The 18,855-nt window shown below is 52.2% G+C and carries 11 protein-coding genes; 8 read left to right on the top strand and 3 right to left on the bottom strand.

Annotated elements, in window-relative coordinates; all coding sequences use genetic code 11:
• The first annotated feature begins 42 nt into the window (after positions 1–42).
• Entirely contained in the window at positions 43–1,719 is a 1,677-nt protein-coding gene (locus VF399_02625; protein ID HEX7319236.1) for a PAS domain S-box protein, read from the top strand.
• 35 nt (positions 1,720–1,754) lie between these two features.
• Here the strand turns inward: VF399_02625 and VF399_02630 are convergent, their stop codons facing one another.
• Positions 1,755–2,648 (bottom strand): cation diffusion facilitator family transporter, encoded by an 894-nt coding sequence (locus VF399_02630; GenBank protein HEX7319237.1) that lies wholly within the window; start codon positions 2,646–2,648, stop codon positions 1,755–1,757.
• A gap of 472 nt (positions 2,649–3,120) precedes the next feature.
• Positions 3,121–8,115: a CHAT domain-containing protein gene (locus tag VF399_02635; protein ID HEX7319238.1), complete on the bottom strand. Its 4,995-nt coding sequence runs from the start codon at positions 8,113–8,115 to the stop codon at positions 3,121–3,123.
• Between the two features lie 114 nt (positions 8,116–8,229).
• On the opposite strand from VF399_02635, the gene nikR reads away from it, so the two are divergent.
• From nikR to VF399_02665, 6 genes are all read left to right on the top strand, one after another.
• Complete coding sequence (gene nikR, locus VF399_02640; protein HEX7319239.1) at positions 8,230–8,688, top strand: nickel-responsive transcriptional regulator NikR; 459 nt, start codon at positions 8,230–8,232, stop codon at positions 8,686–8,688.
• A gap of 9 nt (positions 8,689–8,697) precedes the next feature.
• A complete protein-coding gene (locus VF399_02645) occupies positions 8,698–9,354 on the top strand; it encodes an energy-coupling factor ABC transporter permease (protein ID HEX7319240.1) in 657 nt (218 codons plus the stop codon).
• 10 nt (positions 9,355–9,364) lie between these two features.
• Complete coding sequence (locus VF399_02650) at positions 9,365–9,664, top strand: PDGLE domain-containing protein (GenBank protein HEX7319241.1); 300 nt, start codon at positions 9,365–9,367, stop codon at positions 9,662–9,664.
• Positions 9,654–10,424: a cobalt ECF transporter T component CbiQ gene (cbiQ, locus tag VF399_02655; GenBank protein ID HEX7319242.1), complete on the top strand. Its 771-nt coding sequence runs from the start codon at positions 9,654–9,656 to the stop codon at positions 10,422–10,424. Before VF399_02650 ends, cbiQ begins: the two co-directional genes overlap by 11 nt.
• A gap of 7 nt (positions 10,425–10,431) precedes the next feature.
• A complete protein-coding gene (locus VF399_02660) occupies positions 10,432–11,208 on the top strand; it encodes an ATP-binding cassette domain-containing protein (protein HEX7319243.1) in 777 nt (258 codons plus the stop codon).
• 238 nt (positions 11,209–11,446) lie between these two features.
• Positions 11,447–14,515: a C25 family cysteine peptidase gene (locus VF399_02665; GenBank protein ID HEX7319244.1), complete on the top strand. Its 3,069-nt coding sequence runs from the start codon at positions 11,447–11,449 to the stop codon at positions 14,513–14,515.
• A 42-nt stretch (positions 14,516–14,557) separates the two neighbouring features.
• On the opposite strand, the gene VF399_02670 is transcribed toward VF399_02665, so the two are convergent.
• On the bottom strand, positions 14,558–17,308 hold the full coding sequence (locus VF399_02670) for a PQQ-binding-like beta-propeller repeat protein (GenBank protein ID HEX7319245.1): 2,751 nt from the start codon (positions 17,306–17,308) through the stop codon (positions 14,558–14,560).
• A gap of 390 nt (positions 17,309–17,698) precedes the next feature.
• Here VF399_02670 and VF399_02675 point away from each other — a divergent pair, with 390 nt between their 5' ends.
• Positions 17,699–18,568, top strand: a complete 870-nt coding sequence (locus VF399_02675) for a T9SS type A sorting domain-containing protein (protein ID HEX7319246.1) — start codon at positions 17,699–17,701, stop codon at positions 18,566–18,568.
• Positions 18,569–18,855: the final 287 nt, after the last annotated feature.

The raw sequence follows: 18,855 nt of genomic DNA on the forward strand, positions 1-18,855 counted from the left end.
ATTGACGATGCTTGACACGATTGCATATGAGGGTATAATTTTATGAAAATGAAGAAGATAAAAAAGCCAGGGACCAAGCGACAAAAAGGGAAGTACTCGGCTCGCGTGCCCCGCCGGAGAACGCAGACCAGGAAAGCCATCAAGAAAAAAACTGCATTGAGCGCGGCGGAAACGCTGCGTTTAATGTTCAGTTCGGATCAGGGATTGAAATTGCTTTTTCAGAATGTCAATGATATCATCGCCTTTACGGACAAGAACGGTAAGATCCTTGAGATTAACCGGAAAGTCAAGGAGGTGATAGGTTACACTCCGGATGAATTGAAAGGGCGGACCATATTCGATTTCAGTCTCTTTGACAATAAAAACCTGGGCACGATAAGATCCCAGGTGCGGAAGGTCGGTAGGACCGGCACATTCCGTTCAGAACAGGGCCGGGACGTCCACATCATGGAATACGCGTTAAGATGCAAGAACGGCAGAACGGTATATGTCGAGGCGAACTCGCGCCGGTACGGGGTCAAGGGCAGCGATCCGGTCATGGTGACCGTCGTGCGCGATATCACGGAGCGGAAGAAGGTCGAGCGCTCGCTGCAGGTGATAAATGAAAGGCTCAAGGCATTCATGGCATCGGCCAACGAGGGTTTAGTACTGTTCGACGCAGACCTGAACGTGGTCGATGTGAACGACTACCTGCTGGACGTGTTCGGCGGTAAAAAAGAGAAGGCGCTGGGCGCCAGCATATATGATATCAACTATGATGTGTATGAGACCGGCCGGTACGAAAAATACAAGAGGGTGATCGAAACGGGAAAACCGATCAGCCATGAGATCCAGACACCGAGCTATTTGGGGAACAAATACTTGTCGATCAAAGCTTTCAAGGTCGGGAACGGGCTGGGCATGGTCATCCGCGATATCACGAGCGGAAGGAAGATGGAAAAAGAGCTGCGCGAAAGCGAACAGCGGTTCCGGATCTTATACGAAACCATTCATGCCGGCGTCATCGTCCATACGGCGGACGGCCTTGTGACCCATATCAATAAACCGGGCTGCCGGATGCTCAGCGTGAATGAATGTACGGACGACGTGCACCTGGAATCGATATTCAAGATCGTAGACAAAGACGGAAAAAGCCTGCCGAGCAGCAAGCATCCGTCGTTCGTCGTCCTGCGCACGGGTAAAGCAGTAGAACAGGCGGTGAGATGCGTCCGAATCGCCGGCACCGATGATACACGGTGGTTGATCATCAATGCCGACCCGATATTTGACATGGGAACCAAAAAGATCGAAGAGATCATCCTGACCTTTTTCGATATTTCGGACCGCAAGAACGTCGAACAGGCTCTGAAGGAGAGCGAGGAACGTTACCGGCACATGTTTGAGCATAGTCCGGTTGGTGTCGGAATTGCAACTCTTGATGGGCATGTAATCACCGCGAACAGGGCGATGCTCGATATTGCTGGTTACACCCTGGAAAGTTTCAAAAAAGTCAACCTGTCTGATACCTATGTTAACAGCGAGGATCGTCAGGCGTTAGTTCAGATCCTGGAAAAGACGGGTTCGGTCACAAATTTCCAAACCCGGTTAAGGCGAAAAGATGGTACTGAGTATGATGCGCTTTTAAGCATCGCTCGAATCACCATTCAGGGCAAGGAATATATGCAAACGATCTGCCAGGTTATCACCGGCGACGTCCGTAGTTCCCTAAAAAAAGAATAGGTTGTTCGGTTTGGAAGTAGGCAGGGAAGGGGTTTTTATTTTTCCCTTGCCGGATGGTAGTGCACGTAAACCCGTTTCAATAGATTGATCCCTTGATGCAATGCGCGTTCAACCTCCATTGCGATCGCGTCTCCTTTTTTGACGCTGAGTGAACCTTCAATTCCGATCGTGACGTTTATCACCAGGTAAGGCCCGAACCGGTGCGTCTGTATTTCTTCGATTTCCTTTATACCCGCGATCGGTTTTAGTATTTGTATGACCTGCTGGTTCAATTCTTTTCCGGGGACCGTATCCATGAGGTCCTGCGAAGACGCGCGCAAGATCGTGATCCCCGTATGCAGTATAACCAGCGCCACGATCGCTCCGGCCAGTGGATCTACCCATGGTAATCCGATGCGACCCACGAAGATGCCGATGCTGGCCGCGGAAGCGGCGAAAATATCGTTGCGATGGTCATAGGCGAGCGCCAGGACCGCGGGATTGTTGGTCTTGCGGCCGATCCGCCGCGTGATTATAACCATGACGATCTTCACCGCCACGGTGAACAGCGCGACGACGAGAGCCCATGCTGAAGCGCCGTTGGAAGTGCTTTGTCCGGCATACAGGTCATATACTTTATTAGTAGCGTCCCAGAATATTGCCATCGCCGTGGTTATGACGAACGCGCCCACGACCAGTGCAGCGATGCTTTCGAACTGGCTGTGGCCATAAGGATGTTCATGGTCCGCCGGTTTGCGGGCCAGCATCATGAATATCCGGACGACAACATAATAGGCGACATCCGATGTCGAGTTGATGCCGTCCGACAGCAACGCCGGGCTGTGACCGGTTATACCGGTGGCAACTTTCAGCGCTGCCAGCAGGATGTTCGTCCCCAGTCCGAGGTTCACGGCAAACAGGCTGCTGCGTTCGCGGTGCGTTATCTCCATATAATACTATTATATTGTTTTCTGGAGTTGAAGTCAATGCATAAAAATCTCCATAATCGTTCAAAACCTGGTGGAAAAAATGTAGCCGCAACCTTTAGGTTGCGAAATTACTTTAGATTTCATTAGATCTTTACGCAGGCTAAAGCCTGCGGCTACAACTTAAAAAAAATTAAACTGGTGTCCCTGCGGGATATGCTCCCATCTGATTTTCTGATGCTATAATGCTATGGAATTAAGCCGTAAGGCTTTTATAAAACTCTTACGAGTTAAATCCTTTTTCTCCTGATACTCCGATACCCCATATCCCCTTATCCCCAATTCTTTTCATCCATGCAGCCCCGCATCCACTCATCTCCTCTATCTTTTAATTATCGAATCCCTGCTTCTCTTCCGTAATTTTATCCACAAATCCCCTTACCCCCATGCTTTTTCATATCCTCCAATCCTCATAACCTCACATCTTCCTTCCTTATCACCGCCAGTCACCGAGCAGGACGAAGGGCGCCCAGAAAAAGGGGTGCGCGTACCGGGGATCTTTAAGGAGCGAGACCTGGGCAGCGCGCAGGGCGCCGGTCTTGCTGTTCTTCTTAAAATTCCTGTAATAACGCTGCATAAAAGCCTGGGTTGACGGGTCGCAGACCGGCCACAGCGACGCGACGATCGACGGCGATCCCGCAACGCTGAACGCGTATGACAAGGCCGAAACTTCGCGGCCAGGGTCCTTTTCGCCCAGGGCGGTTTCGCATGCCGACAACACGACCAGGTCCATCTTATCCCAGGCTACACCGAATATCTCGTTCATTGCCCAGCGGCCGTCCGCCTTGCCGCTGGGCGCAAGCAGGATATAGGATTCGTCCGGAGCCCGCTCGTTCAGGATGGCGTGGGTCGCACAGTGCAGGATGTTGTACTGTCCAGACAGCGCGGCGGCGCGCTCCTCGGTCGCCTCGCCTTTCGTGAACACGGCGGAGCGCGGAAAGATCGGTTTGATCATTTCCACTTCTTTGTCTGCTGAGGGCAGACTGCCGTCCGGGTCGGCAAATCCGAGCAGGGACGTCGGTTTAACCGACTTCTGATTTTCGGATGCAATATCAATGAGCTCGGCCGAGGAGAGGTATGAAACGTTCTTGTCTTCAATGAAGAACCTGAAGCCCGTGCTGGATTCGTAGCCGAGCGCGTGGAACGGCAGGTAGGTCAGCAGTCCCGTGGGGATGATAATCACATCGCTGACACCAGCTAATTCCTGGATCACCGGAGCGATTAGGATATCATATAGACCAATGCAGACTTTTTTCAGGGGAAGGACGCTCTCCCGATAATGGGCAGTGCCGTCGTCCTGCCACGTGGTGATCGTATCGAGCGCGATGCCCTGAGCGGTCATGACCGATGCTTCCTCCATAACGGCGCGGAATTTTCTGACTAGCGCGTAGACACTGTCGCGTTCTGTCGCGACCGACCAGGTTTTGAAAGCATCCTTCGTGATCATAAAAATATACAGGTTATCTATTGCCGGGTAGTATTCAACCAGCCCGGCTCCCTTGGGCAGGAGCTTCTGCACTTTCGCGAGCTGGCCCGGGGTTATTTTGATGAGGGCTTCGTAGTCCGGGTTAAGCTGGCGGATCTTGTTTTCCAGGGAAAGGAACTCGGCCTTGGTCCCGGCAATGACCGATGAGATGTTGATGATCCGTTCAGTATCCTGCAATTGAGGCTCTTGGCGGAGTTCCAGGGCCAGCTGCTTTTCTTGTTCAAAGAGTTTCTTTTCCGTGTCACCGGCTTTTCTAAGTGTCGCGGCCAGGGCAGTATCGCTGGGCGAGATACGATCGATATCGAACGCGTCACGCAGGTTCTTTGATTGGCTCTGCTCGACATAAGCGAAGGCATCGGTATCGCGACCGAGTTCCATCAGCAGGTCAATGATTTCGGCGTAGCGGTCGATATTAGCGGCCGTGAACGAGGCGGCAAGATCGCCACTATTCACTCCGGTGCGCAGCGATTCAAAGATCTCGATCGATTCTTTAAAACAGGCCAGGGCCTGCTCCGGTTCGTTCAGGCGCCGGTGCGTGATACCCAGCAGGCACAGCGCGTTGCCGAGCGAATAGCGGTCACCGGCGGCACGAAAAGTATTGATCGCGGATTCGTACTCCTGCTGCGCTGTTCTCGGGTCTCCGGCGCCGGCGTCCAGGTATCCACTGACGACGCGTGCCGATGCCTCAAGCAGGGAGAGACCATAGACGCTGGCCGTATCAATCGCGGTACTGATCTCATCTTGCGCGTCACGCGTCTTTCCCATGAGCTGAGACGCGACGGCAAGATTGACGTGCGCGCTAACTTCGGTCGCAGGGTCGATCCTTTCCGGTTCCACCTGCAGGGCGGCCTCATAATTCTGGCGCGCGATTTGAACCTGGGCAGTATCTATATCTTTATCGCGGTCTTTGCCCGCGACCGCTTTGAAAAGGGCGAGGTTGCCGAGCGAGATCATGAGCCTGCGCGCGAGCATTGGTTGTCCTTCGTGATTTCCGACTGCGTCCGCGGCCTTTAAGTAGCTGGCGCGAGCATTTACTGAGTCACCCAGGAGATAATAAATATTGCCGGCGCTGCCGTTCACGCAAGCCGTGAAATATTCGTTGTTTTTGAATCCACCCGCTTTCGCGGCCTGATCCAGCCAGCTTAATGCCATATCGTATTTGCCTGAAAACTCATTTACTGATGATCGCAGCAGGGATATGACCGCGGCAGTCCAGGGGCCGGCGTTCATTGTATGAGGTTCCATATCAGTCTGCCTGAGCAGGCTTTCCGCGGCATTGAACTGGCCCAGCTCTATACGCTGCGCCGTTTCGAGTATTGTCCAGCGCCCGATTTGTTCCTGATCGCGCGATAACCAGTTCTTCCATAGACCTGCGTAACCGGCGATTTCGTCAATTGCGGTCATGGACCAGCCTGTTGGCACGACCTCGAGGTAATTGAACCTTGCCCTGACCGCGATCCTGGGCATGAGGAGGTTTCCGCTGATCAGGTATTTTGGGAACGGCTTGCCTATTCTGTCTTCATATATCGCAGCGCCCAGTTTTCCGCCGGCGGTCACGGTGAAAGCGCGGTCGCCAAACCCGATGCAGTCGTATTTTATCAGGGCGGCAAGTTCGGGTTTTTTGTATTCGTAGGCGGGGGTAAGGATGTTATGTAATTCCTGCTTTTGTTTATCCGTGATGCCGCGGTAGGTCCGGCCCTTGAATATTTCCTGGAATCCGTTATACGAGATGATCAGGCTGTCTCTGCGCTGCAGTTCGTTGTACGCTGCTGCCAGCTGGTTGAAAATTGTAAAATATTCGGGCAGTCTATTAGGCTCTTGCGTTTGCCCAAGAGCAAGCTTTAACCGGCTAACGGCTAATTCGTATTGGCGGTTCGCCAGGCTGCGTTCAAGATCAGCCCAGCCCAGGTTGGCATAGCCCTTCATTTCCGAATAATAGTTAAGGCTCCAGTCATCAGCGCCGATCATCTCGCCTGTCCTATAAACCGCATCGAAGTATGACAGCAGTCCATTGAACCGTGACCGTGTTAGCAGGCTTTCCGCGCTTTCCGCGACATGAATACCGGACCGGCCCAGGTTAGAGTCCAGCATTATCCTGATCCCGGCGAGCTCATCTCCATGCGGGTCTTCGAGCAGGGCCGCGGTCTCGCAGCACCCTTCGAATATGGAACTGGCTTCCTCATAATAAGCTTCCGCGTCGTTCGCGAGCCTGTCCGCCGTGAACAGTATATTCCTGATCGTGAACAACGGAGGCAGACCGGTGCGGTTAATGACCGGTTTGAATTCTTTAAAATACCCGGCTGGTTCGTATGGATCTTCTAACGCCGCGTCAAGCGCGGTCATAGCAAGGGACGTGTCGCCGCCAGCCAGAGCAAGGAAATAGGCTTTCCAAAAATAGGCTTCAGCCTCCCGGGTACTGGGGTTGTCAGACCATTTTTCGTTCAGGCCGAGTTCCAGATTGACCCGCGCCTGCGCGAGCGTGTCACCTAATCGCGTAAAATTTTCCAGTGCGTTTTCCAAATCTGACCGGTTGATGGTTTTCAATGCGGCTTTTGACCATTCGCCGTTGCTACCGGCGATCGAATCGGCGATAGCTTTGCCACCCTTGGTTTCTATCATAAGTTTGTAAAAGGTTTCGATATTTTGCCAGTCATGGTCATTCATGGCGTTTTTCAGTCCCTGCCCGAGATATTGAGCGCTGATGTTCGGCTTTTTCCGATCAGTATAGATCTGGGCGATCTGCATCAGCGCTTTTGAGCGGAAAACCGAAGGTTTCCCCGGTAGGTCAATCAGGGTTTTCTCAAGCAACTCAAGGCGCTGGCTCTGGGAAAGTTCGAACAGCTGCTCGGTTGCCAGGACATATGTAAGATCCGCGATAAATTGGACGCGGTCATCCGGAAACTGACTGGCAATGCCGTCGGTCGCGTCGATGATCATCTGGACAATACCGGCATCTTTTACTTTTTTGGTGTCCTGCCCTTGTTTTAGCAGGTTTACCCAGGCATCAAGGACGCCATGGGTATAGTTAAGCATGTTATTCTTGATCATATATACAAGCATGCGGCCAAACTCGTCATGGATAACGCGATTTGCCGGATCTCGCCGGATAAGTATGTTCGCTTTTGTGAACCGCGCCGTGACCTCTTCATACGGCAAGTTTGCTCGCGAAAGATATTCGACCGACTTATTTATTTCAGCGACTGCCTGGTCCAGACTTTCCTGCTCGGCATACGCGAAGCTGATAAGGAAATACACGCGGCCCAGGTTGCGGTCGCTAAGCGATCCGCTTTGCGCACTGTGCGCGTAAATCGAGTCCAAACGGGCGGTGATCTCAGATAGATCTCCTATAGTGGTCATGAGCGGGATCAGGTTTTCAGCTTGGGGTGTTATCATTGAATCCAGCTCAACTGTTTCTTTAAGCGCTTCAACGGTCTTATCGACCGCCGGCGGCTTTCTGCCCAGAGCGTTTTGCACGGTCGCCTGACTCATCAGGTTGGCGATGATCCCTTCGGGATAATCGTATTTATAACAAACTGAACACGACTTGGCGAAGAAATAAAGGGACGGTTCAGGAAAATTTGATTGGGCAAGGACCATTGCCAGGCCGTTACAGAAATCGGCTGTGACTTTATCCAACAAACGTGGGCTGCAGATCGGTGCGTAGTGGAATTTTAAGGAATCTAAAAGCAGTGACAAACGGCTGGAACTGACCAGCGACGGGCAGCTGTCGATAATGGCCTGCCACTCGTCTTGTTCGACCGCGTTGATGACCATGCTGGTGAGGCTCGTGTCAGGCAGGATGCTGCTGGTCAACGTGTCTAGGCTAATGTCTTCGATGCCCGAGCCTTCGCTATCGAAGTCAAAGCCAGCGAATAATAGACCGCTGCTAAACAAAAAGAGAAATAATAATGATATGAACCGCGTCCGTGTGTTTTTCCATAACATATCCATATAATATAAAAGGCGGACAATAAATCAATACCTTTTTATCATCTTGCTAAACGAGCCGCGCTGCCAAGTATTCTATTGACACGTATCACGTTTTGTATAATATGTGTTATGATTTCTAGAAAGGTAGCACGAAAGCATGGAGTTAATAGACCCGGCGCGATAAGGTTCGGCGTTTCTATGGGCCGGGAATTGCTCGTTCAATTCGACGCGCTGATCCGCGAACTCGGTTTGCCCAATCGCTCCGAAGCGATCCGCCATCTGATCCGGGAGCGGTTGGTCCAACAGGAATGGCAGGTCCCAAACGCCGAGACGATCGGCACGGTGACCATCGTCTACAACCATGAGGTCAGGGAACTGACCGAGCGCCTGACCGAATTGCAGCACCAGCACCACAAACAGATAATATCGACCATGCATATCCACCTTGACCAGCACAACTGCCTGGAGATCCTGGCGATCAAGGGAAAGGGCACTGAGGTAAAGCGGATCGCCGACCGGCTGTTGGGCACCAAGGGGATAAAACTCGGCAAGCTGACCATGACCACGACCGGCAAGCAGGTGCCTTGATGTGTTAATATGCATATTCCCGATGGTTTTTTAAGCGCTCAGACCTGGATACCGGCCTGGATCGTCTCTTTGGCGGGCATCGGATACTCGCTTAAAAGGGCGACGCGTGTCGTCAAAGACCGGTTGATACCGCTCATGGGCGTGATGGCGGCTTTCATCTTTGCGGCGCAAATGCTTAATTTCCCCGTGATGACCGGGACGTCCGGACACCTGCTGGGCGGCGTCCTGGCTGCGGTTTTGCTCGGGCCTTACGCCGGCGCGGTCGTCATTACGGTGGTCCTGATCGTTCAATGTTTGGTCTTTCAGGATGGCGGTCTTACCGCGCTGGGCGCTAATATTTTGAACATGGGATTGATCGGCACGATCGCGGCTTATTATGTATTTAAACTCCTGCTTATGATTATTGGCAAGCAGGGATTACTGGCCGCCGTAGCGGTCGCTGCCTGGTTATCGGTCGTGCTTGCCTCGGCCGCCTGTGCCTTGGAGCTTGCGATATCCGGAACATCACCGATCGCCATCGCCCTGCCCGCGATGACGGGCGTCCACGCGCTCATCGGCCTTGGTGAAGCGGTGATCACGGTTTTGATCGTGGGTTTCGTTCTCAGGACGCGGCCCGATCTGCTTTATGGCATGAATCCCAGACCCGCGGAGGCAGACAACGGATAAAAGATTCTTTTTGCTATTTTTACTGGCTGCCGTCTTGCTGGCGTTGATCATATCTCCCATCGCTTCGCCGCGACCCGACGGTCTGGAAAAGGTCGCCGGGGACAAGGGCTTCATCGAGAAAGCGGATGTGAAACCCACCGTACGTTCGCCGCTACGCGATTATATCATGCCCGGGATCAAAAATGAAAAAGTTGCGACCGCGATCGCCGGAGCGCTCGGTACGCTGCTGGTATTCGGGATCGGATACGGACTGGCAGCGATACTCGGAGCAAAGCAAAGGAATAAAAAGGGCAGCAACAATGCATCATAGCTTCCTGGACAAGCACGCCGACCTCAAAAGCATCCTGCACCGCCGGGACCCGCGGGTCAAAACCATTATTTTCATGGCTTTCATCATCTCCATTATATTTACGGATTCCGGATCGTACTCGCTGTTCGCCGCTTATGGCGGCATGATCTTGCTTTTGATCATATTATCCCGTATCCCGCTTTTATTCCTTTTTAAACGGTCTTTGGTCGTGATCCCGTTCGTGCTCGTGATCGCAGCGTTTATTCCCTTTTTTAAAAAAGGGCACGTGATCGGCGGTTTTTCACTGGGTGTTTTGAAGCTGACCGTGACCTATGATGGTCTGATGGTTTTGTGGAACGTCTTCATAAAATCTTATTTATGCGCGTTCTGCATGATCTTGCTCACAAGCAGCACCAGGTTCACGGATCTGCTCAAGGGCATTGAGAGACTCCATTGTCATAAACTTATCGTAATGGTTTTGTCATTCATGTACCGGTATGCTTTCGTGTTTGAGGATGAAATGGAGATGATGCAGCAGGCAAAATTGAGCCGGACCGTCGGCGGATCGCGTTGGTTTCACTTTAAGATACTCGCCAACATGCTTGGCAGTCTGTTCGTGCGAAGCTATGAAAGGGGGGAGGCGGTTTATCTGGCAATGTGCAGCCGCGGTTTCAATGGCGAGATCAAGACCATGGATCGGCTTAAACTATCGGGTATTGATCTCGTATTTTTGTTGTCGATCAGCGCCGTTTTGGTTTCCTTAAGGTTGCTATTAACTTGATGACGATATGAATAATAATACTAAGGTTATCGAGATAAACGATCTAGGATTTTCATATCCGGACGGCAAAAAAGCACTGTGCGGAGTCAGTTTTCACGTCTGCAGGGGAGAGGCTTTGGGTATCGTCGGTCCTAATGGTGCGGGAAAGTCAACGCTCCTGCTCCATCTTAACGGCATCCTCATGAACCAGAAAGACAAGACAGACCAAACAGACAAGAAAGACCAGATTGGCGTTAAGATACTTGGTCTTGAAATGAAACAGGAAAACTTGCCTAAGATAAGGAGCAAGGTGGGTCTGGTCTTCCAGGACCCGGATAACCAGCTTTTCATGCCCACGGTCTTCGAAGATGTCGCGTACGGGCCATTGAACATGGGCATGACCAGGGATCACGTGTTAAATAGCGTTGAAAGGGCGCTGGAGCAGGTCGATATGGCTGGTTCTGATAAACGCTTGTCCCATCACTTGAGTTTCGGAGAGAAAAAACGCGTTTCCATTGCCACGGTGCTTTCCATGGATGCGGAGATCCTCGCCCTGGACGAACCGACGAGCAACCTTGATCCCAAACACCGCCGCGGATTGATCGACTTTTTGAACCGCCTGACAGTGACGAAGATCATCGCGTCGCACGACCTGGATATGATCCTCGAGACCTGCCAGCGCGTTATCTTGATCGATCAGGGCCGGATCATCACCGACGGCCTGACCGAACATGTTCTGGGCGATAAAGAGCTGCTTGAACAGCATAACCTCGAAGTGCCATACCAATTGCAGAAAAAACATTAGTCTTTCTGGTTTCTCTGGTCTTTCACCCCGACCTCTATCCTCCCCCCTCGAGGGCAGCATCAAAGACTAAACCCTCACCTTTTTCCTCTCCCTTTAAAAGGGAGAGGGTAGGGTGAGGGATAACTGGTGTCCCCGTGGGATACGCTTTTTTTCTAATACAATCTCCTATTGACTTACCATTGTATATGTTTAAACTTATTCAGTCTTATTATATTTATATACCATAAGGGGGCCTTTAATGAAACGCATGCCGGTTTTATTTTTGGCAGTTTTCGCCGCGCTCGCTTTTGCCCAGGAGACCGGCGCGAGATATTTGATAATCACGCACGACAATTTTTATGACGCGATCGTGCCTTTCGCCGAGTGGAAGCACAAGAAGGGAATGCGCACGCGTGTCGCCAAGCTCTCGGAGACCGGCTCGAGCGCGGTCGAGATCAGGAATTATATCGTCAATGCTTATAACAACTGGCAAATACCGCCGGAATTTATTCTCTTCGTGGGCGCGCCCAATTTTATCCCATTTCCCCAAATAAGTTACGTTTACACCGACAATTACTATACGAATATGGATGCTGATATCTATAACGAGATATTGTCGGGCCGCCTGACCGTCCATAACACGACCGAAGCGCAGACCGTGGTCGCCAAGATGCTGAAGTACGAGCGCACGCCCGATGTCTCGGATTCGCTCTGGTCTCGGAAAGCATGTCTGATCGCGAACGATTATCAGGACAGCGATTCCGTCACTTACCGACTGGATTGCCAGTATTTTGCCGCTTACATGGTGGCAAACGGATATGTCCTGATAGACACGCTGTTCGCGGGCCACGGCGATAACGCCGCAACAGTCATAAACAGGGCGAACAGCGGCCGGGATTTTGTCGTGTACCGGGGAAACGGCACGAACAACTGGTACCCGCCTTTCAACGTGAACGTGGACAACCTTGCGAACGGCAATAAACTGCCGATCGTTATCTCAGGGACCTGCAATACGCTGGGCACGGGTTCAACCCCGGCCGCGGCTGAACGCTGGTTTCTGACCGGCACGCCTACGACCCTGAGAGGCGCATCGGGCTATTTCGCGACATCCACGAGCGACATCAATATCGCTTATTTGCGGAGCGCGGTCACGCGGGGTTTCTTCGACGGCATATTCCAATACCGGTACCGGACCTTTGGCCAGGCGTGCGAGCAGGGACGCATCAAGGTCTACCAGATGTATCCGTCCAGCGGCGGGCTGGATGAATATTACGGGTTCACGACCGTCGGCGATCCGGAGATGAACATCTGGACGGCCAAGCCCAAAACGATCGTGGTCAGCCACGAATCAGCGGTTAATGCGGGCGTGCCTGAGACCTTGCAGGTCGCGGTCACGTACGTGGGGGCGCCTGTCGAGTCGGCTTTCGTGTGCCTGCATTTCGATACGCTGGTCTACCTGACCGGCTACACGAACGCCAGCGGGAATATTGTTTTTTATTTCAACGTTCCCATGCCCGGTATCATGGACGTGACGGTCACGGGCAGGAACCTTTATCCGTACGAAGGCGAGGTCGCGATCACAACCGGCGATGCTTACTTGTCATACACCGGGAGTGTGATCAACGATTCGCTGGGCAATGGCAACGGCATTGTCAATCCGGGTGAGACGATACGCTTATGGGCGACGGTTAAGAATTTCGGATCAGCCGCGGTTCAGGATGTAACCGGTTTTCTCCGAAGCGCGGATACTCTTGTCTATGTCACGGACAGTATCGTGCAGTTTGGCGATTTTCCGCCGGGCTTCGCAACGGCCGGCCTTAATCCGTTCGTTTTTGACGTATCTGCAAATACTTATGCTCATCCCATAAACTTTTCACTGTTCATGAGATCGGCAGCGGGCGATACCTGGAACAGCGGGTTTTCAATATCCACGACCGGCATTGGTAGCGGCGGCGGCGGAACCGGTCCTGATACCTACGGATATTATATCTATGATGACACGGATTCCAGTACCGGTCACGCGCCCGTTTACAACTGGGTCGAGATCGCGCCGCCGGCCGGCGGATCAGGCACGATTATATCGGAAATAACCAATATGGATGACGACACGGTGACCCTGTCTCTGCCGTTTTCTTTCAAGTACTATGGCATCAACTATAACACGATCGGTGCATGTACGAACGGATTTCTGGAGTTGGGTGGCGCTACGAGCATGAGCTATGCCAATGATCCGATCCCCATGGCCGGTAAGGCAAAAAGATACGCTGCGCCATACTGGGACGACTTGAATCCGGGTTCGATGCAGATGGGGCACGGCGATATCTACCGTTATTACGATTCAGCGAATCACCGCTGGATCGTCGAATTCTACCAGGTCGCGGTCCAGATTTCTGGTCATCCCTGGGAAACTTTCCAGATCATTCTACTCGATCCGCAGTATTATCCGACGCCAACCGGTGACGGCGAGATGCTGTTCCAATATCAACAGATTTCATATGGGCAAAGCAACACGACCGGCATCGAGGACGAGACTGAATCGCGAGGAGTTGAGTACGTTTATAACTCAGTCTACGATCAAAACGCCGCGCCCATAACCAGCGGCCGGGTATTACTGATCACGACCAAACCGCCCGTGAGCCAGTATTCACCATGGCTGCATATGATCAGCTATGCGTACCGCGATTCTGCCGGCGGCAATAATAACGGTATCATCGAGCCCAATGAGGTTATCGATATCGCCCTGGTGATCAGAAATGACGGGGACACGCTGGTGTCCGGCGTTACTGGCACGCTGCGCGAGAGTTCAACATGTGTTTCGCTTATTGACAGCACGGCTGGTTTTGGCGACCTGAATGTGGGCGCTGCCGGAAACAATGCTGCGGATCCATATCATGTGCAGGTCGCGTCCAATCCGGGCGATACTACGGTTGGGTTCACCGTGTATTTCAACGGCAACGGCGGAGCATACGAAGCGTACGCTTATTTCACGCTGTTCATCCACGATCCGACGGATATCACCGAGGGCTCTGCTGCCGGAGGAAAACCTTTCTTGAGTGTTTTCCCGAATCCCGCAAAACGGGAAATGACCATTTACTTGAATACAAGCGCGGCCAATGCTGCAGATCGCAACGGCCTGAAGATCTATGATGTTACCGGCCGGATGGTGGTCGATCTTTCGTCGCGGATTACGGATTACGGTTTTCGGTCTACGGTCGTTTGGTCCGGCACAGACCAGAATGGTCGCGACGTGCCTTCAGGTGTCTATTTCATCAGCGTTGATGCAGCTGGCCGTATGGAAAAAATGCTGAAAGTTGTGATCATCAAATAATCGATCTAAACGATTCTTACGCTATTAACGATACAAACGATCCTAACGACCTGTTATTACCACCATCTTCTGCGCCTGAGTTTTATTTCCGGCCTCCAGGCAAATAAAGTAAACGCCGTCTGATAGCGAATTCCCGGACAAACTGCGGCGGTACAGGTAATGCTGGTACCGACCGCTTTTTTTCTGTTCATCCACGAGCGTCGCGATCCTCTTGCCCGTGATATCGAACAAAACAAGCCTTACACGGGAATCATTGCTGATCGTATAACTGATGACTGTGCTCGTGCTGAACGGGTTCGGCCGATTAGGGAAGAGGCACGATCCGGTGTCAAGCGCCATGGTGCCCTTTCTGCCAGATTCCGCTGTTCCAGTCGGGTCCCCGCTGAGCGCGTAGATAATTCCATCACCTGAGCCGACCACGATCTCCACCAGGTTGTCGTTGTCAATATCGCCAAGGCATGGCGATGAAGATACTGCGCCCCCGGTCTGATAGGACCATAGCACAGAACCGTCCCCGCCGTTGAGCGCGTAAACGTAATGGTCTTTTGAACCGATGATGACCTCGGGCTGGTTGTCGCCGTCAATGTCGCCAAGACAGGGTGACGAAACTACGCTGTCGCCGAGCGGCCGCGACCACAAAAGTGAGCCATTCCCGCCATTGAGCGCGTAAACGCTGTGATCGCTGCAGCCAACCGCCACTTCCGGCAGGTTGTCGCCGTCGATATCGCCCGCGCATGGTGATGAAGATATCCCTGCGCCGGTATGATATAACCATCGCAATGATCCATCTTCACCATTGAGGGCATATACGTAGCCATCCGCGGAACCGAATATTATTTCCGGAAAAGTGTCTAAGTCGACATCGGCAATGCAGGGCGATGAGACGACGCTGCCGCTGGTGGCGCGCGTCCACAGCGTATCGCCGGTTTTACCATTCAGCGCGTAGATCCGGTTATCGCTTGAGCCCGCAACGATCTCGTTAACGCCATCGATATTGATATCGGCGCAGGCAGGCGATGAAACAACATCGCCACCCGTGGCACGGGACCATCTGAGAGATCCGTTCTCGCCGTTGAGCGCGTAAATGCTGTTGTCGTCGGAACCGAAGACGATCTCGAGCAGGCCATCGCCATCAACGTCGCTCAAGCAGGGAGAAGACCGAATACTGCCCGCCGCGGTGTAAGACCAGAGAAAAGAACCGTTCTCGCCGTTGAGCGCGTAAATTTTGCCATCCAGAGAACCGGCCACGACTTCCAGCAATGTATCCTGGTCGATCTCGCCTAGGCAGGGCGCGGCCGCGATCGCGCCGCCAGCATGATAGAACCAGCGCTGCGATCCATTTTCACCGTTCAGGGCGTAAACGCTGCTGTCATTGCTGCCGACCACGACCTCGATCTTGTTGTCGTTGTCCACATCGCCAAGAACGGGCGAGGAATAGACCGGTCTTCCGGCACCGTACAGCCAGTAGGCATAGACGGTATCGATGTCGCCGTCTAAAGTAGTCACGCCGGTATGGGCCGGCACATGGTGAAACATCTGCCAGTGCAGTTTCTGGGTCGGATGCCAGAGGGTCAGCGTTACGGCCCCGTAATCCGGGATCGACATCGGAGTTTGGCTGCTGCGCGAGTAAACACCCCATTCATCATTCAACGAGGCGTAATAGTCGATCGTGCCGGTCACGCCATCAGAAAGCCGATCATAAGCGCTAAAATAAATGAAATTCTTGTCATTGGGCGTGAAATTACCCGCGGCTTCGGTGATATCAAGAACAATATTATTCGGCGGAAATGAATGAGCGGCCCCGGGAACAATGTAGAAATGAAAAAATTGGTTATTGTATGACGACGTCTGCACCGTAAAATAAACGTACTCTCTTTTCGTATGGGTTGGTCTAAACCGGACCTCGAGTGTCGGGGAATAATTTATCTTGTCCGCGAGGTAATTCACCCACAGCTGCGATGTGACGCTGCTCTTCACGGCTTGGTATGACATCCAGAAATAACCCTGGTCGCCCCAGCCCGTTCCCCACGAGTTCGCCACGATAAAGGCGCCGGTGCCGTCACTGGTCGTCAGCGTATCGTCATAGCCCACGATGCACACGCCGTGCCCGCCGTGGTTCGAACCGTACACGTCGCTGACGCAGTAGGTGTTGTGAAAATTTCCTATATACAGGAAATTATCCCAGCAATAAATATATAATACCGCGTTGTCGCTGGTTTCAAGGTGCTGTTTCAGCGTAGCAATGCCCAGGTCGCTTGATACATCAATCCAGTATCCAGCATCGCAACGGTATGGCATGGCGTTGTAATATGCCGAGTCGGAAGGCCAGATCGTGCAATTCCCCTGGTTATAGGGCATTTCGGCAAGGTTAGCGCAGCCGTGGTTGAGGAGAACGAGCATCGCATCACTGGCATAAGAACCGCCATCTACGCCGCCGTTGATAAGGTTGTACATGAATGCCGGGCTGAACCGGTGATGGGCATCGGCGTAGGTCCAACCATGTTCCAGCCATTCCTGGTATGATTTGTAGTAATACGCATTTGCCCAAGCGACACAGGATCCCTGGCTGCCCTGGTTGCCGACGGGCGGCATGTTGGCACGGTGGTTCACGTACTGCCTTGATGACGGGTTCGCCGCGGCGGGCGGGCATTCGATCAGCCACGGAATAGCGCGCGGGTTCTGGTAAAGCGCGCCGAATTTTCTGAGCGTCCCGGTTTCATCCAGGGCTTGATCAGCATATGAAAAAGAGCAGACCAACAAGAACAAACCAGCACACATTAAGTATCTTTTCATTGTTCCTCCGATGTATCGTAAGTATAAGTATAATATCATTTGTGGGAATGTCAATGCAAAATAAGTAATAAATAGGAGCGCTTGCCACGCCGTTGTGACATAGCAATGACAGTTCCCTTCCAATGATGGCAACAATACACCCCTCCTTTTTTCTCCCCCCTCGAGGGCAGCATCAAAGACTAAACCCTCACCTTATTCCTCTCCCTTTAAAAGGGAGAGGGTAGGGGTGAGGGATAACTGGTGTCCCTGTTAGGAGGAGGGCAAGGGTGGGGGGGATAATAACTAGTCTTCCAGTAAGGGGCGGTGGAATATTCTGGAAAGGCTGCCAGCCTCTTGACAATCAGAAAATAGTATTATATAATCCCTTAATAATATAATAAAGGAGCAGCGATGAAACCATTATTCTGCGTATTAAGTATCGTCATGCTGATGTCCGGGCTTATCAACGCGGGCCAATTGTGCCGCAGCGGCAATTTTATTATGGAAAAAGATCCGGGATCTGGTCTGATAAATATCATCAACATCAATGATAGATCGCCGTTTACACTCCTGGCCGATACCCTAGAACAGCTGGTGAACCCGGGTTTCGAGACCGGCAGTTTGCCGCCCTGGCAGAGTCCGATGTGGCAGGTAACTGATATCGATTCTCATACTGGCCAGTATTGCGCCGCTGACGTCGGGAATTACTGGATCCGGCAGGACATCACGCCGGTTTTGACCGACAGCATAGTGAACATATCGTTCTGGAGCCGCCAGCCCGAAGTTCAGATCCAGGCGTTTGATTTCATTTATGACGACGCCAGTTATGATGAAGATATTGTCTGGGTACAGAGCACGTGGCAGAGGTTTGATGTTACTTCTTATTTGCCCAGCGGTAAGATCATGGTCGCGTTGAGGATTTGGGGATACAGCGGCGGGCCACCCGGTATCGATTCGACTTATATGGATGACATCTCAATATTAAGATTGGTCGAAGATCATAAGATCGAGGAACATAAGTCGGCGAGCCGGCAATTAGAATTCAATATCCATCCTAATCCTGTCCGGGGTAATGCCCTGATTGAATGTCCGGCGGCTCTTGGTAAAAGACCAATGCTTTCTATTTTTGACATAAATGGCGCGGTCATTGAGCGGGTAAACGTGGTAAATAGCAAATATACCTGGTCCACCAAAGGGCTTATGTCTGGCGTTTACTTTGTCCGACTAGATGCAGGGAACGGCCAGAGCTCAGTTAAAAAGATAACGGTTATCAGTGATTAGTACACCCCCTCCTTTTTTCTCCCCCCTCGAGGGCAGCATCAAAGACTAAACCCTCACCTTATTCCTCTCCCTTTAAAAGGGAGAGGGTAGGGGTGAGGGATAACTGGAGTCCCCGTGGGGCAACCTCATCCTCGTTCGTCATTGCGAGCATTTTTTGTGCGCAACCTTACACCCCCTCCTTTTTTCTCCCCCCTCGAGGGCAGCATCAAAGACTAAACCCTCACCTTATTCCTCTCCCTTTAAAAGGGAGAGGGTAGGGGTGAGGGATAACTGGAGTCCCCGTGGGG

The organism is bacterium (assembly GCA_036382775.1).
Classification (GTDB): domain Bacteria; phylum Hydrothermota; class Tepidihabitantia; order SM23-42; family JAOAFX01; genus DASVHD01.

Coding starts and splice junctions, on each gene's coding strand:
- VF399_02675 (HEX7319246.1), top strand. CDS start 17,699: ATGAAACCATTATTCTGCGTATTAAGTATCGTCATGCTGATGTCCGGG.
- VF399_02660 (HEX7319243.1), top strand. CDS start 10,432: ATGAATAATAATACTAAGGTTATCGAGATAAACGATCTAGGATTTTCA.
- VF399_02670 (HEX7319245.1), bottom strand. CDS start 17,308: ATGAAAAGATACTTAATGTGTGCTGGTTTGTTCTTGTTGGTCTGCTCT.
- VF399_02665 (HEX7319244.1), top strand. CDS start 11,447: ATGAAACGCATGCCGGTTTTATTTTTGGCAGTTTTCGCCGCGCTCGCT.
- VF399_02635 (HEX7319238.1), bottom strand. CDS start 8,115: ATGTTATGGAAAAACACACGGACGCGGTTCATATCATTATTATTTCTC.
- cbiQ (HEX7319242.1), top strand. CDS start 9,654: ATGCATCATAGCTTCCTGGACAAGCACGCCGACCTCAAAAGCATCCTG.
- VF399_02630 (HEX7319237.1), bottom strand. CDS start 2,648: ATGGAGATAACGCACCGCGAACGCAGCAGCCTGTTTGCCGTGAACCTC.
- nikR (HEX7319239.1), top strand. CDS start 8,230: ATGATTTCTAGAAAGGTAGCACGAAAGCATGGAGTTAATAGACCCGGC.
- VF399_02645 (HEX7319240.1), top strand. CDS start 8,698: ATGCATATTCCCGATGGTTTTTTAAGCGCTCAGACCTGGATACCGGCC.
- VF399_02625 (HEX7319236.1), top strand. CDS start 43: ATGAAAATGAAGAAGATAAAAAAGCCAGGGACCAAGCGACAAAAAGGG.